This window comes from Haloarcula salina (assembly GCF_010119195.1).
Classification (GTDB): Archaea; Halobacteriota; Halobacteria; order Halobacteriales; family Haloarculaceae; genus Haloarcula; species Haloarcula salina.
Genome location: NZ_WRXL01000009.1, coordinates 37537 through 58830 on the forward strand (window position 1 = coordinate 37537; position 21294 = coordinate 58830).

At 65.9% G+C, this 21294-nt stretch carries 19 protein-coding genes; 9 read left to right on the forward strand and 10 right to left on the reverse strand.

Features of this window, described 5'->3' with window-relative positions; genetic code table 11:
- Positions 1 to 7: 7 nt before the first annotated feature.
- Complete coding sequence (locus GM656_RS18295; RefSeq protein ID WP_162415152.1) at positions 8 to 730, forward strand: fumarylacetoacetate hydrolase family protein; 723 nt, start codon at positions 8 to 10, stop codon at positions 728 to 730.
- 305 nt (positions 731 to 1035) lie between these two features.
- Here GM656_RS18295 and GM656_RS18300 read toward each other — a convergent pair whose 3' ends face one another.
- Positions 1036 to 1464 (reverse strand): CopG family ribbon-helix-helix protein, encoded by a 429-nt coding sequence (locus GM656_RS18300; protein WP_162415153.1) that lies wholly within the window; start codon positions 1462 to 1464, stop codon positions 1036 to 1038.
- A 207-nt stretch (positions 1465 to 1671) separates the two neighbouring features.
- On the opposite strand from GM656_RS18300, the gene GM656_RS18305 reads away from it, so the two are divergent.
- The 3 genes from GM656_RS18305 (at position 1672) to GM656_RS18315 (ending at position 4527) form a co-directional block, all read left to right on the forward strand.
- Positions 1672 to 2235, forward strand: coding sequence for a helix-turn-helix transcriptional regulator (locus GM656_RS18305; protein WP_162415154.1), 564 nt, complete (start codon positions 1672 to 1674; stop codon positions 2233 to 2235).
- A 67-nt stretch (positions 2236 to 2302) separates the two neighbouring features.
- Positions 2303 to 4057 (forward strand): Nramp family divalent metal transporter, encoded by a 1755-nt coding sequence (locus GM656_RS18310; RefSeq protein WP_162415155.1) that lies wholly within the window; start codon positions 2303 to 2305, stop codon positions 4055 to 4057.
- On the forward strand, positions 4054 to 4527 hold the full coding sequence (locus GM656_RS18315) for a hypothetical protein (RefSeq protein WP_162415156.1): 474 nt from the start codon (positions 4054 to 4056) through the stop codon (positions 4525 to 4527). The genes GM656_RS18310 and GM656_RS18315 overlap by 4 nt, the downstream gene beginning before the upstream one ends.
- Here the strand turns inward: GM656_RS18315 and GM656_RS18320 are convergent.
- The 5 genes from GM656_RS18320 to GM656_RS19410 form a co-directional block, all read right to left on the reverse strand.
- A complete protein-coding gene (locus tag GM656_RS18320) occupies positions 4514 to 6727 on the reverse strand; it encodes an LUD domain-containing protein (RefSeq protein ID WP_162415157.1) in 2214 nt (737 codons plus the stop codon). The two genes, GM656_RS18315 and GM656_RS18320, sit on opposite strands and share 14 nt — an antisense overlap.
- Complete coding sequence (locus tag GM656_RS18325; RefSeq protein ID WP_162415158.1) at positions 6724 to 7233, reverse strand: LUD domain-containing protein; 510 nt, start codon at positions 7231 to 7233, stop codon at positions 6724 to 6726. Before GM656_RS18325 ends, GM656_RS18320 begins: the two co-directional genes overlap by 4 nt.
- A 16-nt stretch (positions 7234 to 7249) precedes the next feature.
- Positions 7250 to 10330, reverse strand: a complete 3081-nt coding sequence (locus GM656_RS18330) for an FAD-binding and (Fe-S)-binding domain-containing protein (protein WP_162415159.1) — start codon at positions 10328 to 10330, stop codon at positions 7250 to 7252.
- A 6-nt stretch (positions 10331 to 10336) separates the two neighbouring features.
- Positions 10337 to 12064: an L-lactate permease gene (locus tag GM656_RS18335; RefSeq protein WP_162415160.1), complete on the reverse strand. Its 1728-nt coding sequence runs from the start codon at positions 12062 to 12064 to the stop codon at positions 10337 to 10339.
- Between the two features lie 1052 nt (positions 12065 to 13116).
- Positions 13117 to 13371, reverse strand: coding sequence for a hypothetical protein (locus GM656_RS19410; protein ID WP_241692821.1), 255 nt, complete (start codon positions 13369 to 13371; stop codon positions 13117 to 13119).
- On the opposite strand from GM656_RS19410, the gene GM656_RS18340 reads away from it, so the two are divergent.
- Both GM656_RS18340 and GM656_RS18345 read left to right on the forward strand, forming a co-directional pair.
- Positions 13259 to 13516, forward strand: a complete 258-nt coding sequence (locus GM656_RS18340) for an MmgE/PrpD family protein (protein ID WP_241692820.1) — start codon at positions 13259 to 13261, stop codon at positions 13514 to 13516. The two genes, GM656_RS19410 and GM656_RS18340, sit on opposite strands and share 113 nt — an antisense overlap.
- Positions 13517 to 13780: 264 nt before the next feature.
- Positions 13781 to 14386: a hypothetical protein gene (locus GM656_RS18345; RefSeq protein WP_241692818.1), complete on the forward strand. Its 606-nt coding sequence runs from the start codon at positions 13781 to 13783 to the stop codon at positions 14384 to 14386.
- A 61-nt stretch (positions 14387 to 14447) separates the two neighbouring features.
- On the opposite strand, the gene GM656_RS18350 is transcribed toward GM656_RS18345, so the two are convergent.
- The gene (locus GM656_RS18350; protein WP_162415161.1) at positions 14448 to 15395 is read right to left on the reverse strand and encodes a mechanosensitive ion channel family protein; all 948 of its coding nucleotides are present in this window, start codon (positions 15393 to 15395) and stop codon (positions 14448 to 14450) included.
- Positions 15396 to 15805: 410 nt separating this feature from the next.
- Here GM656_RS18350 and GM656_RS18355 point away from each other — a divergent pair, with 410 nt between their 5' ends.
- The 3 genes from GM656_RS18355 to GM656_RS18365 are packed head-to-tail and all read left to right on the forward strand — an operon-like array spanning position 15806 to position 18020.
- Entirely contained in the window at positions 15806 to 16705 is a 900-nt protein-coding gene (locus tag GM656_RS18355) for an ABC transporter permease (RefSeq protein WP_162415162.1), read from the forward strand.
- Complete coding sequence (locus GM656_RS18360; RefSeq protein WP_162415163.1) at positions 16702 to 17451, forward strand: ABC transporter ATP-binding protein; 750 nt, start codon at positions 16702 to 16704, stop codon at positions 17449 to 17451. Before GM656_RS18355 ends, GM656_RS18360 begins: the two co-directional genes overlap by 4 nt.
- Positions 17448 to 18020, forward strand: a complete 573-nt coding sequence (locus GM656_RS18365) for a hypothetical protein (RefSeq protein ID WP_162415164.1) — start codon at positions 17448 to 17450, stop codon at positions 18018 to 18020. The genes GM656_RS18360 and GM656_RS18365 overlap by 4 nt, the downstream gene beginning before the upstream one ends.
- A 41-nt stretch (positions 18021 to 18061) precedes the next feature.
- Here the strand turns inward: GM656_RS18365 and GM656_RS18370 are convergent, their stop codons facing one another.
- The 3 genes from GM656_RS18370 to GM656_RS18380 all read right to left on the reverse strand — a co-directional run bounded on the left by GM656_RS18370 (position 18062) and on the right by GM656_RS18380 (position 20939).
- The gene (locus tag GM656_RS18370; RefSeq protein ID WP_162415165.1) at positions 18062 to 19342 is read right to left on the reverse strand and encodes a hypothetical protein; all 1281 of its coding nucleotides are present in this window, start codon (positions 19340 to 19342) and stop codon (positions 18062 to 18064) included.
- A complete protein-coding gene (locus GM656_RS18375) occupies positions 19342 to 20079 on the reverse strand; it encodes a hypothetical protein (protein ID WP_162415166.1) in 738 nt (245 codons plus the stop codon). The genes GM656_RS18370 and GM656_RS18375 overlap by 1 nt, the downstream gene beginning before the upstream one ends.
- Positions 20080 to 20480: 401 nt before the next feature.
- Positions 20481 to 20939, reverse strand: coding sequence for a hypothetical protein (locus GM656_RS18380; RefSeq protein WP_162415167.1), 459 nt, complete (start codon positions 20937 to 20939; stop codon positions 20481 to 20483).
- Positions 20940 to 21294: the final 355 nt, after the last annotated feature.

Genomic DNA, 21294 nt, shown 5'->3' on the forward strand with positions numbered 1-21294 from the left:
CCCGACTATGAAACTCGCACGAATGCAGACGCCCGACGGCATAGTCGACGGCCGCTACGAAGACGGCGTGCTGACCACGGACCACGGCGAGTACGTCGCGGGGCGCGACGGCGACCTGACCGCGCCCTGTTCGCCGTCTGCCCTGTACTGCGTCGGCCGGAACTTCGCGGAGACGCTCGACCAGATGGACTACGACAGACCGGACGAGCCCGACTTCTTCATCAAGCCACCGGCGTCGGTGATCGGTCCGGAGCAGCCCGTTCGCTACCCGGACTGGACGGACGAACTGACCTACGCCGGCGAACTCGTCGCGGTGATCGACGAGCGCTGTCGAGACGTCGACGCGGACGACGTCCCCGAGGTCGTCCGTGGTTACACCGTGTTGAACGACGTCGACGCCCTCGACCAGCCGGGTCGGACGGCCCGCAAAGCCTTCGACACGTCCGCTCCGCTCGGGCCCTGGATCGAGACGGATCTCGACCCGCGGGGGATCGACATGGAGACGGAGATCAACGGCGAGACGCGCCAGGAGGCCAACACCGAACTGATGCTGTTCGACCCGTACGAGATCGTCTCCTTCCTGTCCCGTCGGTTCACACTCCGCCCGGGCGACGCCATCGCCTTCGGAAGCCCCGCGAACCCCGGGACCGTCGCTCCCGGCGACACCGTCGAGATAACCTACGAGGGCGTGGGCACGCTACGGAACGATATCGTCGACGGGACTCGCTGACAGGACCGATACGTATAGTCCCAAAGGAGAGAAAATAGACATAGATCGGTTCCGTATCAGGCATGATAACGATATATATCTGCAAATACACTCATATGAGAGATTCTACCCACTACTGTGAAACTAATGGATAAATTTGCGTCTGTATTCGAATTTTTTGATACTGTTATTTGTGAGGTGTCTTACTTATTCACTATATGAGTACTTCGATAGAAAGTAGAGATGTTTTGAGTGTTGATTTTAGAACACAGATCTATATCGGGAATATCTAGTACTACATTCGACGTACGACGGGAGCGGAACGCTCAGGTCATATCGGCCAGCGGGCCGAAATCGTCCACCGGCAACACGGAGTAGTCGATGGTGAGCGTGTCTTTCGTCGCCCGAATTTTGCCGACGAACGTCGAAATTTCTTCGAGCGAGCCCTCCAGAACGAACAGTTCCATGCAGTGATGCCCGCCGACGTGACTGTGGAAGTTCGACGCGACGATGTCTTCGTGCTCGTGGCGGAGGTGCATCATCTTCTCCTCGACGCTCGTGGTCTCGTAATCGAAGACCACGGTGACGACGCCCATCAGGTCGCGACCTTCGAGTTTCTTGTCCTCGAACTCCCCCAGCAGATTACGGCTCGCCTCTCGAAGGACCTCGCTTCGGCCCGTATAGCCGTGGTCGTCCGCGAATTGGTCGATTCGTTCGAGCAGTTCCTCGGGCATCGAAACGCTGACAACGCTCATGTATAACAACTCAGTGGCGTTCAAATATTAAACATTGTTATTTGTGTTCTAACGCCTGATAGCAGTCTCGGGCTCGCGCGACCGACTGTCTCGGTCCCGACTGCACCACGGCACGCTGTCAACCGGTCGCGATATCTGTCCTCGTTCCGGGACGGCGGTCGAGACTCGTACACAAAAATACATTACACACGAGTGTAACTCTCCGGTATGCGCGAGGCGGCGACCGGTACCGAGGACGGTTCGTCGACGGGACAGTTCACGCTCGACGCTGTGCTCGCGGTGTTCGACGACCGATCGGACCCGGCGCGGCCGCTGACGGCGAACGACGTGATGGATGAGATCGGCTGTTCGCGGCGCACGGCGCACAACAAGCTCAACGAGCTCGTCGAACAGGGACGACTCGCGACGCGGAAGGTCGGCGCGCGCGGTCGCGTGTGGTGGGTCCCGATGGACGCGCCACGGGCGGGAGACCGCCCCGAACCCGGGGATCACGCCCAGCCAGTCCAGCGAGAGATCACCAGCGTCGATCTGCCCGGCGAGGGGGACCGACTTGCCGCGCGGCGAGAGGCGCTTCGGGCGGCCTACGACTACCTCAACGAGAATCCCGACGCCTCCGAGACGGAGGTCATCACCGAGGTGTTCCCGGACTACCCCGCCGGCTACGACACCGCCGACAAGTGGTGGGACGTCATCAAGCCGGCGCTGAAGGAACTCCCGGACGTCGAGATGGACACCGATCCGGAACACGTCTGGCACTACATCGGCGGTTGAGCGAACAGTTTGGCACGCGGCCCTCGCGGCCGGTGCAGACAGCACGACGAGCACACACTGGAACACGATGCCAACAGAGACCGACGAGACAGACGCCCACGCTGAGAGCAGTGACGACGACGGCGACTCAGTGGTGTACGCTACGCCCGAGGAACTGGGCTACCCGACGTCGACGTACACCCCGGTCGCCTACGACAACCTCGACACCGCGCCGGCGGACGACGACCACCCCGAGGAGGGCAGAGGGGGATCGTTCCGTCTGCTCGACCTCCCGAAGGTCCCGCGGCTCAAACACGTCGTCGGGCCGAGCGCCATCATGCTTGGCGCGTCGCTGGGAAGCGGGGAGACCCTGTTCTGGCCGCAGCTCGTCGCCCAGTACGGATGGGCGCTGTACTGGATCTTCGTCGCCGGCGTGGTGCTCCAGTTCGTCGTCAACACGGAGATACAGCGATGGACGCTCGCCACCGGGGAGAGCATCTTTCGAGCGATGGAACGAGTCCACCCGCTGGTCCCGTTCGCGTTCATGCTGGGCGGGTTCGTCAGCCTCGGATGGCCGGGGTGGGCGGCGAGCGCCGCGAAGGTCGGGGCCGCGGGGCTGTCGCTCGGGACCTACCAGTTCGCGGGCGTCGAACTCGCGGGCTGGCGACTGTTCGGCATCGCGCTGATGGTGTTCATCTGGCTCACCTATCAGCTGACGCCGCTGATGTACAACGTCGTCGAGCGCCTCCAGCTGGTCCTCGTGCTCCTGTCGCTGGTCTTCGCGCTGGTGCTGTTCGTGTTGGTCGGCGCACCGACGGCGGTCCCGGCGCTCCCGAACGGACCGGCGCTCGTCGGTGACCGGCCGCCGACGGTGACCGTGGCGATACTGCTTGGCGGCATCGCGTACGCCGGCGCGGGCGGCTACCTCAATCTCTCACAGAGCCTCTGGGTCCGCGAGAAAGGGTACGGAATGGGGCGATATCAGGGGCGCATCAAGAACCCGTTCGCCGGTGACGACCCCGAGACGGTCCACGAAGACGGGTTCTCGTTCCGACCGGCGTCGCCGAACACGGAGCGGTGGCGGGGCTGGTGGCGGGTGGCACAGCTCGAACACCTGCTGACCTTCGCCGTGGGCCTCGTCGTCGTCACCACCGTCCTGGTCCTCATCGCAGGGACGTACGCCCCGGGGACGACGCGGACGGCCGTGGACATGTGGCTCGTCGGTATCGCGCCGTCGGTCAGCCCGCTGGCGGGCGCGACCATCTACGCCACGCTCTTTCTGGCGCTCTTTACCACCGAGTACGCCATCATCGAGTCGTTCGTCCGCAACAGCTCGGACGTCATCTACGAACTGTACGGGCGCGAAGCGGGCTGGCAACTCCCGCGGCTGTTCTGGGGCCTGCTGACCGTCTTCTGTGGCTGGGGCATCCTCATTCTGCTCCTCCCGTTCGAGGTGGAGAACCCGTTCAATCTGCTGGTCGTCGGCGCGGCGATGTCCGGGCTCATCATGTGGCCCTACATCGTCGTGATACAGCTCGTCAACACCGTCAAACTGCCGGAGCACACGATGCCCGGCTGGGGCCGGACGGTCGCGATGTGGATCGCCGCCGCCTTCTTCGGCTACTTCAGCGTCCTGCTCGTCGGGACCGTCCTCAGCACGCAACTCGGCGTCGCCGCCTTCGCGGTGCAGACGACCGTGCTCGGAAGCGGCCCGGGCGGGCTGGCGCTGTGGGCGGGCTACGGCGCCGTGCAGGGCTACGTCGTCTACCGGACCGCGCGAGCGAAGGTCGAGCGGGCGGGGACCGTCGACGGGGCCGACGCCAGTCGGGGGCTGTTCCCGTGAGCGACACCGAGCGGGTCCGCGTTCACCTCCACCACGCGATGACCGGGCGTTATCCGCTCCGGTTGCTCGACCTGCTGTTCTACGCCGACCGGGTCGTGACCGTCGAGTACGAGTGTCTGACGGCGTTCGACATCGCGACCGGCGGCCACAGGCGGCGCGCGGACGCGTTCGCGACGACGGTCAGACGCGAGGGGGTGACGGCTGCCATCGACACCGCCGAGCGTGTCCGAGAGGTCCCCTTCGAGACGCTCGACACGGTCAGAATCTACGACGGCGGCAGTATCGGACGAGAGAAGGTCGTCCTCGATCGCGCGACCGGTCAGTCACTGACGGTGAGAGTCCACGGTGACGTCGACGTGGAATCCTTCGCGGGCGCGGTACGGACCGTGCTCGCGCCGTACGACGCGACGGTCGAGCGAGAACCTGGACTCGGGCTTCGAGACGCGCTCCCGGGGCTCAGTCGCCGCTGACCCGCTCGGCCCGCGCGGTCGGCGCGACCAGTTCGATGGGGTGTTTCGAGGGGCGTTCCAGCAGGTCGTCGAGCTGGTCGAGACAGGAGGTCCCGCTGGCGACGACGGCCCGGTCCTCGACGCCGTCGGCCGTGAACTGCGCCGTGAGTTCCTCGCCGACGGCGACGCTGACGTCGTAGTACTCCTGTTTGTACCCGAAGCTCCCGGCCATCCCGCAGCACTCCACGTCGGACGTGACGACGTCGAACCCGAGGTCGTCGAGCACCGCTTCGGTGTAGCGCTCGACGCCGAGGGTCCGCTGCTGGCAGTGGCTGTGATAGGCGAGTCGCCGACCGTCGCCGCTGGCGAGCGCGTCCCCGCTCGCGCCGTTGGCGAGCAGGCCGTAGACGTACTCGAACAGCTCGTAGCTGTCGTCGGCCAGCGCGCGGTACCGGTCTGCGTCGAGCAAGCGCTCGTACTCCCGCTGGAACAGCGCGTGGTCGCTCGGCTCGATGACGACGACGTCCCGTCCGGCCTCGACGTGGTCGAGGAGTCCGTCGGCGACCGCTTCGGCGTGACGTCGTGCGGTTTCGATCATCCCCTGCGAGAGCGGGGCGCGGCCGCTCGCGGGCACGTCCGGGACGCGGACCGCCACGTCCAGCGCCTCGAGCGCCCGAACCGCCGCCTTCCCGCGCTCGACCTGGACGTGGTTCGTGTAGAGGTCCGGGAACAGGACGACCTCGCGCTCCGGGTCGGCCACCGTCGGCCGGCCGTCGGCCCACTGGCGGAAGGTCTCGGACGCGAACGCCGGCAGATCCCTGCGCCGGTCGATCCCGACGAACCGCTCCATGAGGCGGCGGGAGACGCCGGTGTCGGCCAGCCAGTTCGACAGCGGTGCGGTCGCGCTCCCGAGTTTGGCGAGCGTCGCGAAGTTGCCGAACAGCCGTTTCTGCGGGTCGAGTCCCGCGGGTTCCTCGTCGGGCGTCAGCCCGTCGACGAGCCAGTCTAATTCCGCGTCCTCGCCGAGGTTGACGCGGTCGCGGACGACGGTGTTGATCCACGGGATGTCGATTTCGACCGGGCAGGCGTTCACACAGCGGGTACAGCCGGTACAGAGGTCGTTGAACTCCGCGGCCGTGTCGAGGCCCTCGATGCCGGCCTCCCAGCCGGTCGCGATGCCGCCGGAGTACGTCTCGCCGCCGAAGGCGTGACCGCCGACCTGCTGGAAGTTCGCACACGAGTTCGAGCAGGCGGAACAGCGGATGCAGTACAGCGTCTCTCGGAGCTGGTCGTCCTCGCGCATCGCCAGCCGACCGTTGTCGATGAGGACGAGATGGAAGTCGCGGTCGGCGGCCGGGCCGGTCTCGTCGGACTGGAAGTCGAGCGTCGGCGAGTCGACCGGGGGCGTCAGCAGCGAGACGTAGGAGGTGATGTCCTGGCCGGTCCCCGAGCGCCCGATGAGTTCGACGAACGGCGCGAGCTCCTCGACGCTCGGAATCACCTTCTCGACGCCGGCGACGGCGACGTGCGTGTCCGTCGCCGCCACCGTCTTCCTGGCGTTGCCCTCGCTCGTGACGAGCGCCATCGTTCCGGAGTCCGCGGTCAGGAAGTTCGCGCCCGTGACGCCGACGTCGGCGTCAGCGATCTGTTCGCCCAGTTTCTCGCGGGCGAACATCGTCAGCTCCTCGGCGGTCTCCAGTTCCTCGTCGGGGTCGAAGCGCTCGTTGAACAGGTCCGCGATGGCCTCGCGGGACTTGTGGATGGCCGGCGCGACGATGTGGGAGGGCGCTTCCTCGGCCAGTTGCAAGACCCATTCGCCGAGATCCGTCTCGACCACGTCGCAGTCGGCTGCCAGCGCCTCGTTCAGTTCGATCTCCTCGCTGGTCATCGACTTGCTCTTGACCACGCGGTCGGCGTCGCGGTCCGCGACGACCTCGCGGACGTACGCGTTCGCGTCGGCCGCGTCGTCCGCAATGTACACCGTTCCGCCGTTCGCCTCGACGGCGGCCTCCAGTTCGTCGATGAGTTCCGGGAGCCGCTCGATGGCGTCCTTCTTGATCGCTCGGGCCTCACTCTTGAGGTCCTCGTAGGCTTCGAGGTCGGCGACCGACTCGTACCGGCCCGCGTTGAACCCCTGCGTGTTCGCGGCGACGGCGTCGCCCTCGGCCTCGAGGACGTGCCGGATGCGGTCGGCCTTCGACCGGCGGTCGCTCGCGGTCATGGTCGGACGACGACGGCGTGGACGGCTTTCGGGCCGTGTGCGCCCTTCACCAGTGCGCCCATGTCGGCCGTCGCGCTGGGACCGGTAGCGACGATCGCGTCGCCGCCGTCGGCCCGGAACCGGTCCCCGAGGCGGGCCAGCGCCTCGCTCATCCCGGGCACGACGTCCGCCGCCGCGACGACGGCGACGTGTCGGTCCGGGTAGAGGCTCGCGGGTTCGGCCCCGTCGGGAGTCGACGGCAGGACGAGACTCCCGTAGTCGGCGATGCCGAGCGTCGCGGCTGTGACGCCCGTCACGGCCGCTTCCAGATCGCTCGGCGAGGGGTCGGTCTCGACCGACTCGGGGAGTCGCCCCAGCGAGTCGGGCAGTTCGACGCCGACCGCCGGGAGGTCCGTCACCGCCTCGATGGCGTCGGGGACGCCGTCCGGCGTCGTCAGCGTGTGCGATACGTCGAAGTCGTCGAGTCGCTCGGTGAAGCGGTCGAGCGTCGTGTGATCGGTAGTCACGGGTGTATACTCTGAATTACGGTCGGTTGGCTGGTAGTGCTTCCGCGAGCGTCTCCGCTGGATGAGGTGGTTCCGGCCGCTCCCCGCGGTCGCCCAGTTGCGTTCGGCAGGAGGTCCCCGGCGCGACCACCTGGTCCCCGGCGGAGTCGTCGACCTGCTGGAAGAGGATGTCGCCGATGGCCCGACTCATCGAGTAGTGCTCGGCTTCGTAGCCGAAACTGCCGGCCATCCCGCAACACCCCGAGTCCAGCGGGTCGACGGCGTATCCAGCGCGGCGCAGGACGCCGACCGCGTGGTGGTCTTTCTTCGTCGCCTTCTGATGACAGTGGCCGTGATAGGTCAGCGACCGGTCCGCGTCCGTCCAGTCGATTCGGCGGTCTAAGTCGTGGCGGTCCAGATACTCACAGAACCCGTAAGTGTTCGCCGCCACCGTCGCCGTCTGCTCGTCGTCGTGGCCCAGCAGGTCCGGGTAGTCGTACTGGACCATGACGGCGTCGGACGGTTCGACGAACACCACGTCCCTTCCGTCTCGGACGTGATCGGCGAGCGCGTCGACGTTCGTCTCGGCCGTCGCCCGCGCGTGGTCCAGCATCCCCTTGGAGTACGCCGGGCGACCGCTGTCGGTGTGGTCCCCGAGGACCGTCACGTGAACGTCGGCCGCTTCCAGCACTGCGACCGCCGCTTTGCCGACATCGAGATGGGCGTAGTTCGTGTACGCGTCAGGGAACAGGACGGCCGAGCGCTCGGCGTCGACAGCCGGGACGGTCGTCCCGCGACGCTCGAACCAGTCGACGAACGTCTCCCGGTGGAGCGTCGGAGTGTCCCGCTCGCGGGCGATGCCAACGGTGGCCCCCAGGAGCCGGTCGGCACCGGGGAGCGACGAGAGCGCGTTCGCGACGGGAGCTATGCGACTCCCGAGCGCGAACAGCGTGTCGACGTTGGCGAACACCCGGTCGCGGAGACTCACACCGTGCTCTTGGTGGTACGCGTGAGTGACCTCGGCCTTGAGCTTGGCCATGTCGACCCCGCTCGGGCAGTCGTGGGCACAGCCCTTACAGCCGATACAGAGGTCCAGCACCTCGGCGACGAACGCCTCGTCGGTGGGGTCTTCCGGCAGGTCGCCGCTCATCGCCTGTCGGAGCATGTTCGCTCGGCCCCGCGTCGCGGTGATCTCCTCGTCGGCCGCGCGGTAGGTCGGACACATCACGCCGCCGGTGGTCTCCTGCGGGCCGCGACAGCCGCCACAGCCGTGACAGAGTTCGACCATCCCCTGCATCCCGTTCTCGGTGTCCCAGTCAAGCGTCGGGGTCAGCGACTGGTCGAACTCGTAGTCGGGGGAAAAGCGGAGCCGAGCAGCCATGTCGACGGTCTCGGCCCGCGGCGGGGCCTCGCCGGCCTCGACGGCGGACTCGTCGACGCCGACGACCTGCCCCGGGTTGAGGAGCCAGTCGGGGTCGAACGCGGTCTTCAGGCGCCGGAACACGTCCCAGACATCCGTCCCGTAGAGCTTCTCGTTCCAGCAAGTGCGGGCGCGGCCGTCGCCGTGTTCGCCGGAGACAGAGCCGCCGTACTCGACGACGAGGTCGGTGACGGCGTCGGCGATAGACACCATCTGCTCGACGCCGTCGACGGACTTCGTGTCGACGAGCGGGCGGATGTGGAGCACACCTGGCCCGGCGTGGGCGTAGAACGACGCGAAGGTGTCGTGGTCGTCAAGCACGCGCTGGAAGTCCGCGACGTACTCCGGGAGGTTCTCCGGCGGCACGGCGGTGTCCTCGATGAAGGCGACGTGTTTCGCGTCCGTCGTCCGCGAGAGCAGGATCGGGAGCCCGGACTTGCGGAGCTTCCAGAACCGCTCGCGGTCGGCCTCCCCGTGGGCTTCGAGCGCGTCGACGGCGGTGCGGGGCGCGTCGGTCACCGCTCCGGAGCCGGCGAGTCGGTCGGCCAGCAGGCGGTCGACCGACTCGTGACCCGCGTCGTCGTGCTCGGCGTAGAACTCGACGATGAGCGTCGCACGCGTCCCGTCGGGTAACATGGCCGCCACGTCGGCGAACTCCGCGGTGTCCCTGGCGAGGTCCAGCATCGTGTCGTCGAGCACCTCGACGGCCGCGGGGTCGTGCTCCAGGATGGGCGCGACGTCGGCCATCGCGTCGACGAGGTCGTCGTAGCACAGCAGCGCCATCGCTTTCGTCTCGGGAACGGGTTCGAGCGCGACGGTCGCCTCGGTGGCGACGGCGAGCGTCCCCTCGCTGCCGGCCAGCAGGCTGGCGAGGTTCACCGTGCCGGACTCGCCGTACTCGCCCTGGGCCTCGGCGACGAGCCGGTCGAGGTTGTACCCCGAGACGTTGCGCTTGAGGTCGGGGTAGGCCGCGGCGATCTCGTCGCGGTGGTCGTCGAGGACGTCCGCGACCGCCGCGTAGATGCCGCCTTCGAGTCCGTCGGCGTCGGTCGCCCGGTCTCGGAGGTCATCGACCGCCACCTCGCCGAAGGTGGTGACGGTCCCGTCCGCCAGCACGACCTCGCAGGCCTCGATATAGTGATCGGTCTTGCCGTACTGCAGCGAGTGCGCGCCGGTGGTGTTGTTCCCGATGGCCCCCCCGAGCGCGGACTTCTCGCCCCACGCCGGATCGGGCGCGAACTTCAGGTCGTGTGGCGCGAGTGCGGCGTTCAACTCGCCCAGCGTCGTCCCGACCTGCGCGGTGGCCCGTCGCGCGTCGGCGTCGACGGAGCCGAGCGCGTCCATGTGGCGCGTGAAGTCGAGGACGACGGCCTCGTTGACGGTCTGGCCGGCGAGGCTGGTCCCGCCGCCGCGGGGCAGGACCGGGACATCGTGCTCGGCGCAGTGGGAGACGACGGCGGCCACGTCAGCCGTCGACGCCGGAAAGACGACGCCGATTGGCGGTACCTCGTAGATGCTCGCGTCCGTGGCGTACAGTTCCCGCGAGTACGCGTCGAAGCGGACATCGCCGTCGACCCGGTCGGCCAGCGCCGATGCGAGGGCAGAGTCGGCGTCGCCGCTGTCGACGTGGTCGTAGTCGGCCCGCGGGTCCGCGGCCGGCGTCGCGTCGGTCTGCGCCGGCGTGTCCTGTCCCGACATGGCTGGTCAGAACGTCCCCGGTGCGAGGACGTAGACGAACAGGAGCGAGAGGATGCCCGAGAGCACCGCGTAGTAGGTCAGCGGGATGAGCTCGAGCCTGATGACCCGCCCCTCTTCGCCGACGAGACCGACGACGGCCAGCGCGGCCACGACGTTGTGGACCGCGATGAGGTTCCCGATGGCCCCGCCGACAGCCTGCGCGCCGACGAGGATGGTCCTGGAGACCCCGAGGTCGGCGGCGACGTTGTACTGGAACGTGCCGAAGAGGATGTCGCTGACAGTGTTCGAGCCGGCCAGGAACGCCCCGAACGCGCCCACCAGCGCGGCGAAGAACGGGTAGGCGAAGCCGGCGGTGTTCGCCGTCGCCTCCGAGAGGACGACGAGCATGCTGTCGATGCCGGCGGTCTCGCCGGACTGGATCATGATCTGGACCGTGGCGACGGCGAAGACCAGCGCCAGCACTGCGGGGGTGACCTTCTCGACGGTCTCGACCCACGCGGCTTTGACTTCCCCGCCGTCCATCCCGTGCAGCGGAATCGTCAGCAGGTGAACGGCGACGAACACCGCGCCGGGGAGATACAGCACGGCGAAGCTGTTGCCCATCGAGGTTCCGAGAATCGATCCCCACTCGAGGACGAGCGTCGACGTGACGAAGTTCGTCACGGGGTCGACGACGCGGGTGACGACCAGCAGGCCGGCCAGCACTGCGTACGGCGTCCACGCGCGGGCGAGCGACATCGAATCGGCGGCCGCGGTGACCTGACCGCCGTCAGCGGCGACAGTGCCGCTCTGACCGGTCGCGGACTCGCCGGGGGCGATGTCGCCGACCCAGTGCTCGGGCCACTGCTCCTCCGGGGCGAAGTCCCACTCGTCGTCGGGGTGGAAGTAGCCGGCCTTGAGCGCGCCGACGGTGAGAACCATCCCGCCCATCGCGCCGAACAGGCCCGGGAAGGTCGGACCGAGGAAGTACGCGGTCAGCCAGTACGGCACTGAGAACGAGGCCCACGCGAACAGCGTCAGGGGCAGCACTTCGAGCGCCGGCTTGATCGACCGCTCCTCGCCGAAGAACCGGGTCATCATCGCCACGCCGATGAACGGGAGCAGCGCGCCCACGATGACGTGGTAGGTGGCCGCCCAGATGGCGATCTGTGCGACCCACTCGGGGATGGTCATCCCCTGTGCCGCGACGGTCGACTCGATTGACTCGGTCGAACTGAAGATATCCTGCAGGCCGATGATCAGCGGCGTCCCGACGGCCCCGAACGTGATTGCCATCAGGTTCCCCGTCAGCGCGACGACGACCGCCGCCAGCGGGGGGAAGCCGAGACCGACCAGCAGCGGCCCGACGACGGCCGCCGGAGTCCCGAATCCGGCCGCGGCCTCGATGAACGAACCCATCAGGAACACGAGCAAGACGACCTGCACGCGTCGGTCGTCGCTGATAGACGTGAACCCCTGATTGATGACGTCGAACGCGCCCGTCTGCTTGAGCGTGTACAGTACCAGTATCGCCCCGAAGACGATGTACAGGATGTTCGAGGCGGTTATGGCACCGTTTATCGACGCGGCGGCGATCCAGCGGGGCGACATCCCCCAGCCGAAGAATCCGACGCCGATGGCGACCAGCCACGCGACCGGCATCGCGCGTGTCGCCGACCAGTAGCGGCCGATCATCAGGAACGCGATGGTCGCGAGGGGTAGAACGGCCAGACCGATCTGGGCTGCCGTCGCCATCCTCAGTCGTCACCCCCGCTCGAGCGAGATACCGCGTCGGGTCTCTGTCCGCGACGGGACGTCCGTTCGTGTCGGTATGCCGGTGGAGCTGGCATAGCCGAGCCATCCATTCATGCACTATTTATAACCAACTACCGTTCAACGGGATCTGCCGACAGCTGCCGGTCGCTAAATTCCACCAATGACTGCAAATATCGGCCCGTGAGCTATTGGTTCAGGCAGATGCTCGTGAAAATATTTCGGTTCAGGACCCGCGCTTGATACAGTTGTGTGTACCCATTCGAAGAGATACAGTTGACTGTACTCGCCCGACGAAAGATGGTCAACCGAGGTACACTCAACTGTAACCGCCCGACTGCAGACGGTCTAGCGTCGAGAAAGAGGTGATGAATGGAGCGGTGTCACCCGACCACTGGAGTCGTGCGTCACTGGTCGGTCCTCGTTCGACGGTGCGCGCGGCACACATCGATCCGCGCCGTCGCAGTTCTGTCGGACGTGCACTGTCTGCCAGTAACTACGGGAGCGGAAATCGAAGGGCCGGCGGGTATCGAAACCGTCCACCATCTGGACAGTTCACCCGTCAAAACCCGAAATTTCGCAGAGACCGGAATCCCGAAACCCGGGGTAGGTAGGACGAGTCGGTCGCGAGGCCGTCCCGGTCCCGCAATCACATGTCGTGAGAGGCTGAGATGTATGAGCGCCGAAGGACTGGAGCAACAGACGCAGACGTGCCCGAGCAATAACGTGCCTCGGAGACAGGACCACAGCGGTCACTTCGAGGTGTGCGACCTGGACGAAGCCGCGGGCGGTCATGCCATCGGAGACGGACGAGAGTGGAGCGGCGAAAGAATACGAAGACGACGGGCCGCTGTTCTGACGCGGGCGGCCCCAGGCCGATTTTTCGCTCCCGGTGCCGAGTAGCGGCGGTGTTCCGCGGGCCGAAGCGGAGTGCGACCGGACCCCGTCTCGCGGTCCGTCGGCCGACGATCGTCCCACCCACGTCCGGCCGCATTCTTTTTAGGTAGGCCTAAAACAAAAACGTTTTCAATACTTTAGGCTGGCCTAAAATTATGGCAACGACAGAGACGATCGCCGAGTTCGTGCAGGCCGTCGAATACGAGCAGTTCGACGACGACGTGGTCGAGGAACTGAAAAAAACGGGTCTTGGACTCCGTGGGAATCGGCGTCGGTGCGCTGGGCGAACCACCCGTCGAGACCGTCGCCGAGACGGTGTCCGACGTGAACGACGGCGGCTCGTGTTCGCTGTGGGGTCGATCCGCGAGCGCGTCCGCACCGCAGGCGGCCATGCACAACACTGCCCTGACGCGCTACCTGGACTACATGGACTCGTTCCTCGCACCGGGAACTCGCCGCTCACTGGTATCACCGAAACATGGGGAGAGGGCCCATGTGCCTCTGACAGTGAAATTGGGCAACCCACACAGCGGGTGACAGGGCCTGCCCAGTTGTGAGAATTATCACGACCCTCAAAAGTGTTCTGCTACATTCAGAAATCGATACCCCCAATCCCGACGACGGAACCCCTCGAATCGGCCGCCACGAGTCCTCGAACAGCACACCTCGTCCGAGAGAGGTCCCCGTGTCACTACGTCTCAGAGACATATCATAATCAAATAATACCAGCCGGTCCGATGAGAGTTTCGAGTATCGGACCAGAACCGCCATACGCTGACGCTCCGACGACTATCCTGTCGTATGAGATTCCACCTCGATGAGCAGGAGACTGACCAGTCAACAGAGAGAACACTGACCCGCCGGCGGGCGCTCGAAGGCGCTCTCGGCGTCGCGGCGACTGCGGTCGCGGTGCCCGCCCTGAGCGGCGTGGCCTCGGCCCACTTCCCCGCGGAACTCGACATCGATATCCAGCCGGACAACGCGGAGAATTTCATCGATCTCGCGGCACACGACGCCGTGAGGGTCGCCGTTCATCCCTCGACCTTCCGCAACGGGGACGGCGAGACGACGACGTTCGACCCGACGGAGGAAACGGTCCGCTATCGCTTCGGGTCCCGGTACGCAGTACGGGACGGGAACGGCGCGCGACCGATCGACGACGGCGAAGTCGTACAGCTAGACAGCGGCCACGGAGAGAGCCACGACGCGCTCGTGCTGGAGTTCCCGGTGGACGAGACCGGACTCGACGGCGGAGAGGAGACCGCGTGGCTCTACTGGGAACGCGACGACTCGGGCGACCACGGCTACGCCGGCGTCGACTCCGTGCGGGTGTACGGGACAGACGGACCGAACCGGGAGCTTCTCGATCTGCTGAGACAGGTACTGGACGGCGGCCGCGAGGAGTGAAGCCGCCCCAGAAGGAGGGGAGACGGACCGACGAATCCCGGTGAGTCGCAGGGAGACCGGGCTATCGGCTGCGGCCGACCGGGAACTTCACCCGGTCGGGGTGTTCGTTGAACCGCTCCAGAATCCGCTCGTACAGCGCGTTCCGTACCCGGGTGCCGCGACGGGGATGGACGATGTATCGGAGGCGGAGTTCGACCCACGACTCCTGCTGGACGACGTTGACTGTCGGTCGCTCGTTGACGTCGAGTTCGACCGGCGTCTCAGCGAGACGACGGCGGTACTCCTCGACCTGCCGCGCCATCTCGTCTCCGAGGTACTCGGTCGCCTCCTCACGCATCAGGTCGGAGGCGAACGTCAGGTCCGTCTCGTAGGCGACCTGTATCGAGAGTTCGTTCCAGACGTACTGGACGCCCTCTCCGTAGAAATTCACGACGCGCGACGACAGGATGGTGCTGTTCGGCACGGTCACGATCCGCCCGGACGGCTGGTTCGACGAGACCAGGTCGCCGTCGATCTCCCACACGTCGGTCACGAGGAAGTCGATCGAGACGACGTCGCCGCGCGTGTCCTCGATCGCGATCCGGTCGCCGACCTGGTAGGGCCGCTTGACCGTGATGTAGAGCCAGCCGATGAGCGAGAAGAGCGGCTGCTGGAGCGCGAAGGTGACGGCGAAACCGACGATGCCGAGCGAGAACAGCACGCTGACCCAGGCGCGCGTGAGGACGCCGAACGCGGCGGCGACGGCGAGAGCGCCGAAAGAAAGGCGGAGGACGTTCCGCACGTCGTGACGCCGGCGTTTGCTCTCGGTGTGGTCCAGCAGGTAGCCGCCGATGACGGCGTAGCTCCCGTAGGCCGCGAGAAGGACCGCCGCCAGGGAGAGCCCCGTCAGGACGAGCGGTTCGAGCGTCACCCCGAACGCGCTCTGGTCGAAATTGAACCGCCGGATCGACTGCGAGCCGACGTACAGTAAGACGGCGCTCCCGAGCGCGACGAAGCCAGTCCGGCGCATACGGACACACCGAGCGCCTCATTGAGAAAGGCATCCATTCTCGGTCAAACGTGGGCAATCGCGACGGGCAGTCTCGCCGAGCCGAGTTACGCCGTGAGTGTGTTGCCGGCGATAGTGACGGGAGTCGCCGTGTCAGCGAGTCTCGGGCGAGATGACGGACGGGATCGAGCGAACAGAGTCGACAAGAGGGAGCGACTATGGTTTCCACCGACCGGTGAACTCGCGTTACAGCGAGGTGGTCCCCCGCTACCGTTTCCGAACAGAGCCAGCGCACCGAACCTCGTGTCTTCGTGGACACGAGTGGAATATACTAATATTTGATAGCAAATATCTCGACGATTGAAGGCGATGCCGGACTATTCATATTCGACGATAGTCACTACTATTGTCACGCGGTGTGGTGAATTCACATGGCCCTCCCCCGCTGGTTCCCGCTCGCGCGGAACGAAGCCCGGATCCTCCTCACGTCGAAGGGGCCCTGGGCACTCGCAGCGCTCCTCGTCCTCTGGGCGTACCGGCCGAGTTATATCGCCTGGGACGGACTCGGTCCGGACATGACGGTCGGGTTCGTCCAGACGACCGCGACGATCGTTCTCCCGCTCGGCGCGCTACTGTTGAGCTATCGATCGATTGTGGGGGAGCGACGCTCCGGGAGCCTGAAGTTCGTTCTCGGACTCCCGCTCACACGAACCGACGTCCTGGTCGGCAAGGTCCTGGGGCGGAGTGTCGGCATCGCGGTTCCCGTCACGGTGTCCGCGTCGGCACTCGGACTGATCGGTCTCGTCAGGTTCGGGCTCTTCTCGCCGCTTCGCTTCCTCGCTGTCCTCCTCGCGACGCACCTGTACGTCCTGGTTCTCGTCTCGCTCGCCACGGCGGTGTCGGCAGTGACGACGAGCACTGTCCGTGCGACGGGCGTGGTCTTCGGCGTCGTCTTCCTCGTGCTGACAGTGTTCTGGAAGCTCATCGCGTCGAGGATCTACAGCGCCGTGAGCGGACAGGCGGCGAACCCGTACGACGCGCCCGCCGACGGCCTGCTGTTCGCTCTCCTCAGAGTCTCACCGGACCGGTCCTATCGGGTCCTGACGAACTGGATCCTCGGCGTCGGGAATTCCGGCGCGAGCTACGATGCGGTGATCACGAAGCTCCAGACGCCCACGTCGATCAGCGTCTTCGTCGTCGAAGCGGCGTTCGAGACGACCCCGGTTCCGTTCTATCTTCACGAAGTGACGGGATTCGTCGTTCTCGTGGTGTGGCTCGTCGTCCCGCTCGGCGTCGCCCGGTACCTCTTCGAGCGGGGTGATCTGGTGTGACGACCCCGGCCATCGAAACAGAGGGACTCTCGAAGCGCTACGGTGAGACCGTCGCTCTCGAGCGCCTCGACCTGTCCGTCTCACGAGGCGAGGTGTTCGGCTTCCTCGGCCCGAACGGAGCCGGCAAATCGACGACGATCAATCTGCTGTTGAACTACGCCAAACCGACCGAGGGAACGGCGAGCGTCCTCGGATACGACCCCTGGAACGAGGTGGTCGAGTGCCACCGGCGAGTGGGTATCTTGCCCGATCGGTACGACACCTACGACGGACTCTCGGCCCGGCGTCATCTCCAACTGGTGAGAGACACCAAGCGAGCAACCGACGACCCCGAGGCGCTGCTCGAACGGGTCGGTCTCGCCGACGCCGTCGATCAGCCGGCGGGCGAGTTCTCCCAGGGGATGGAACAGCGCCTGGCGCTCGCGATGAGTCTCGTCGGGGAGCCGGACCTCCTCGTCCTCGACGAACCGTTCACCGGACTCGATCCGCACGGCGTGGCGCTGGTGCGAGACGTGGTCGCGGCCGAGGCAGAGCGCGGGGCGACCGTGTTCTTCTCCAGTCACGTCCTCGGACAGGTCCAGGTGGTCTGTGACCGGGTCGGTATCCTGCACCGGGGTCGACTCGTCGACGTGGGGAGCCTCGCCGACCTCCGCTCGAAACTCGACCTCGGCGACGACGCGACGGTCGAAGACGTCTTCGTCGACCTCACGGCCGACTCCGTCCGCTCCGGGGAGGGAGTTCGATGAGACGCCGCCGATATCTCAGCGTCGCGAGCGCGGCCCTGGTGGGTCTGTCGGGCTGTCTCGGCGACCCAGAGTACACAGTCATCGATGTCACCGTTCCGGAGACGCCGGGAACGCTCACGCTCGACGTGGAACCGGTCGACACGTCCGTGACCGTCGACAGCCCCGCACGGCTATCGTTCACGCTCCGAAACGACGGCGACAGCGCGCTCAGCGTTCGAACCACCGGTGTCTGGCCGTTCGGACTGCTCGCACTGGCTCTGCCTCGCGAACGCGGCCCGGAGCGAATCCTCCTCCTGTCCGACCGGTACGCCGAGTCGGACCACGTCCAGGTGTCGAGAAACAGCGTCGGAAACGACAACGAGCCGCTCGTCCGACAGCTCACCGCCGGAGAATCGGTGTCCCGGCGGTACGAGATTCACGGCGACCGGCTGTACGGCGCCGGAACGTACACGCTCCGAGGGTACTTCGAACCGGTCCCGCTCTCCTATCGGAGCGTGGAGTCGACGGACTGGACGGCGTTCCGCCCCGAAGTCACCGTTCGGGTAGGAGAGCGGTCGCTCCTCCCCTGACCGCGGAGCGGCCGAACGGTTCCGTGGCCGCGACAGCCGAGTCAGACACCGAGCGCGTCGAGGACGCGCCGGCACGCCGCCGGGACGCTTCGGGCACGAGCTGCCGCAGTCGTGTACCGTCTGATCTCGTCGTCGAGGCGCTCGGGGCGGACCGCACCGCGATACCGAGCGAGCGCGTCGTCGGTGAAGGCGACGCTGGTCGCCGCGTCCGCGAGCACCGGTCGTGCCAGTCCCGGGCGCGGGCTCTCGTCCAGCGCCGTACGGATGGCGTCGAGCGCCTCGGAGCGGACCGCCCGGACGCCGGCGGCGTCCTCGACCCGGAACCGCTCGCCGTCCTCGATGCGTTCGCGGACACTGTCGTACGCCGAGAAATCGGTAAGTCCCCGCGTCGCGGCCAGTACGGCGCTCGCTGGACCGGGGGACTCGGCGACCCGGCGGACGCTCGACTCGGCGTCGTCACGGAGTTCGTACCGGAGTCGGAAGGGCAGTTCGAGGCTGTGGTCGGTCGGCTCCGGAGGAAGAGACCGGCGGCCACGAAGGGCCTCTTCGAGCGACTCGGCGGCGTTCGCGAGCCGCGTTTCGACCGTGCCGGCGTCGTCCGGAAGCGACGACGCGAGCCTGTCGAACAGGTAGCGGCTGTCGGAGACCAGCGCGCGGGCGGTCTCGGCGTGTTCGCCCCACTCGGCGACTGCCAGCAGGGAGTCGGGGTCCGCGTAGATTGACGGGTCCCGCTCACCGCCGACGCGATCGAGGTTCCGTTCGATGCGGGCGTGGACCAGCGCCGCGTCGACAGGATCGCGGCCGAGATACCGGTGGTCCGTTCGGAGCGCCTCGGCGTCGCTCAAGGCTCCGAGATACTCGGCTCGCAGGTCCGCGTCAGTCGTCGTCCCGTCCGCGAACGCCCACCCGGCGGCGGCATACCGGGCCCGACCGCGCGCGTCCCTGAGCGAGCGGAGCGCCGCGAACCGGGTCTGTGCAGTCCGGGCCTGTTCGACAGATTCCGACGCGTCGTCGGCCGCGTCGACGAGCCGCCCTCTGACGTGTCCGTTTGGGATGGCATCGGGACCAAACGGCATCGGGAGCATCCCGAGGAGTTCCGACACGCGCTGTCTCGTCTCGGCCAGTCGCGCCCGCTCGATATTGACCGGCACGCTCTCGACGACGATGGGGTCGAATTCGTCGTCGACCATCTCCGAGAGCCGATAGCTCCGGATCGTCTCGCGGGACTCGCCCGAGAGCGCGTCGAGGTCGGAACAGCCCGCGAACAGCGTCGCCCCGGCCGCCGCGATGAAGCCGCGACGAGTCGTCGACGCGTCGCGCATCACCGGTCGCCTCCCTCTGGCGCTCGTCGGCGTGTCGACGACGCGGAACTGTAGTCGCCACTGCCGCCGCCACCGCCACTGCCGCCCCCACCGCCACTCCCCGCCCGGGCACCGCCGGGCGCGCCGCACCGACTGCGCCCGCTGACGCTCGTTCCGAACGAGCGGACCGATTCTTCGTCGAGCGCCACGGGGAGCCGAAAGAGCCGCGACTCGAACACCGTCGCGTCGTCCCGACAGCGCTCGTCGTAGGGGCGAAGCGGCCGCACGTAGTCAGTCTCGATCCCGTTCGGTCGCCAAGAGATCCGGCAGAGCCGCAGCCGGAAACACTCCTCGACGCGCCTCGTTTCGAGGTAGAGCGTCTCGGCGTCGAACGCAGTCTCGGCGACGAACGACGACACCCGTTCGGCGTTTTCTGGAGCGGCCGTGAGCCGGTCCGCCCGGTCCCGGGTGTCGATTACCTCGTACTGATCGCGGGGACGAGACTCCCACGGCGGGGGCGAGTTCGTCTCGGTCTCGTCGGGGTCGACGAGCCGTATCGGCGGTACGTCCGAATCGGCCCGGAGGCGGACCATCGGTGGATCGGTCTTGCTATCGCTCGCGGGCGGGTCCGCGCCCTCGCTGCCAGTGCTCGACCGGGAGGACTGCGCGCTGCCGCCGGTCAGCGTGTTACAGCCGGCGAGACCGGCAGCCGCTGCCGTCGCTACGTGGAGGAAGCGTCGTCGAGTTCGGGGGACCATCGTGTATCTAGACGTGTGAGACCATCGATAAAGGAGATTGTGGAACGGGTCGGTATCAGTTGGTGTGAATACAGCGAATCTATGCACGGCCGAGGTGGTCAGTACAGGGAACCTATGTATCAGTTCCTCCTCTTGGTGCGGCTGAGCTATTCGGGTTTTCTGTCCCCAATACGGCACCTATCTATACAAATCGAACAATATGAATTGCCGTCAGTTCTTCGCATTCTCGGTGTTTTTGCCTCTCAATGTCCATCTGACGGTTGTTCTGGAAGATAGCGGACAGAATTGACGTACACAACAAATCCATCCTGCGAAGTTGTGGCTCAGAAAATAATACCATTAGAATACCATAGTGGATTGTCCACACTTCACGATAGACGGGCTATCGCAACCGATAATAGCTACTCGTCGGGCAACCACGCTGGCCGGGACACCTTCGCGTTTCCGAACTCAGAAACGTCGTATAGCGTCTGCCGGGTGAACTCGTCGTTGCCTCTTGTGATATTGTATTCCGCGATGTACCCCTCCTCGGCAACGACTATGTGTCCGGTTGCGGTATTGGATATGGCTGAGTCAGGTCGCCTGATGCCAGTCACGGTGTACCTGACAGCTGTCGTCCCCTTAACCGAGACAATCTCAGTTGCGTTTATTTCGAGATGCAACAGGGGCCGTTGAATTCCCTCGTGGGTGGCGACACGGCTTGGTTCCCAATCCTCGTCGGGACGCTGGTCCAGTTCGCCTGTCGTCCGATCATACTCGTATACGCCGTTAGCGCTGTAGTATACGTGTCTATCAGTCTCAAATTCCGTGTCGACAAACCTCATTGCAGCGGTACCAGCATCGGCATCGAACGTTCGCACTACCGTGCGATTATAGTCCCCCTGGATGATAACCCATCGACTTTTTCTGGAGACATTTTCCACAGTCTCATCGTGCGTACGCAGCGCGACAGCGATATTTGTAATCCCTGTTTGAGACCATCCTGACGGGTACGAGAAATTCTCTACTGTCGGTTGGGCAGTCGGTGTCTGTTGGTCTGTGACAGGTAGGGCAGAACACCCGGCCAGCAACAGGGCAACGGCCAATAGTAGGGTGTGGAGGGAACCTCGTGGGCGGGCAACCATATCAACAGAAAAAATTCTGCGTTTAAGACAGTTGTGACAATGCTGTTTCAGAGCAATAGTTGTATTCAACTACAATCAACTGCGATCATTT

What these genes read in the sequence shown, in the direction of transcription:
- GM656_RS18295 (WP_162415152.1), top strand. Translation starts at nt 8, where the DNA reads ATGAAACTCGCACGAATGCAGACGCCCGACGGCATAGTCGACGGCCGC.
- GM656_RS18300 (WP_162415153.1), bottom strand. Translation starts at nt 1,464, where the DNA reads ATGAGCGTTGTCAGCGTTTCGATGCCCGAGGAACTGCTCGAACGAATC.
- GM656_RS18305 (WP_162415154.1), top strand. Translation starts at nt 1,672, where the DNA reads ATGCGCGAGGCGGCGACCGGTACCGAGGACGGTTCGTCGACGGGACAG.
- GM656_RS18310 (WP_162415155.1), top strand. Translation starts at nt 2,303, where the DNA reads ATGCCAACAGAGACCGACGAGACAGACGCCCACGCTGAGAGCAGTGAC.
- GM656_RS18320 (WP_162415157.1), bottom strand. Translation starts at nt 6,727, where the DNA reads ATGACCGCGAGCGACCGCCGGTCGAAGGCCGACCGCATCCGGCACGTC.
- GM656_RS18330 (WP_162415159.1), bottom strand. Translation starts at nt 10,330, where the DNA reads ATGTCGGGACAGGACACGCCGGCGCAGACCGACGCGACGCCGGCCGCG.
- GM656_RS18335 (WP_162415160.1), bottom strand. Translation starts at nt 12,064, where the DNA reads ATGGCGACGGCAGCCCAGATCGGTCTGGCCGTTCTACCCCTCGCGACC.
- GM656_RS19410 (WP_241692821.1), bottom strand. Translation starts at nt 13,371, where the DNA reads ATGGCCGCCTGCGGTGCGGACGCGCTCGCGGATCGACCCCACAGCGAA.
- GM656_RS18345 (WP_241692818.1), top strand. Translation starts at nt 13,781, where the DNA reads ATGAGATTCCACCTCGATGAGCAGGAGACTGACCAGTCAACAGAGAGA.
- GM656_RS18350 (WP_162415161.1), bottom strand. Translation starts at nt 15,395, where the DNA reads ATGCGCCGGACTGGCTTCGTCGCGCTCGGGAGCGCCGTCTTACTGTAC.
- GM656_RS18355 (WP_162415162.1), top strand. Translation starts at nt 15,806, where the DNA reads ATGGCCCTCCCCCGCTGGTTCCCGCTCGCGCGGAACGAAGCCCGGATC.
- GM656_RS18365 (WP_162415164.1), top strand. Translation starts at nt 17,448, where the DNA reads ATGAGACGCCGCCGATATCTCAGCGTCGCGAGCGCGGCCCTGGTGGGT.
- GM656_RS18370 (WP_162415165.1), bottom strand. Translation starts at nt 19,342, where the DNA reads ATGCGCGACGCGTCGACGACTCGTCGCGGCTTCATCGCGGCGGCCGGG.
- GM656_RS18375 (WP_162415166.1), bottom strand. Translation starts at nt 20,079, where the DNA reads ATGGTCCCCCGAACTCGACGACGCTTCCTCCACGTAGCGACGGCAGCG.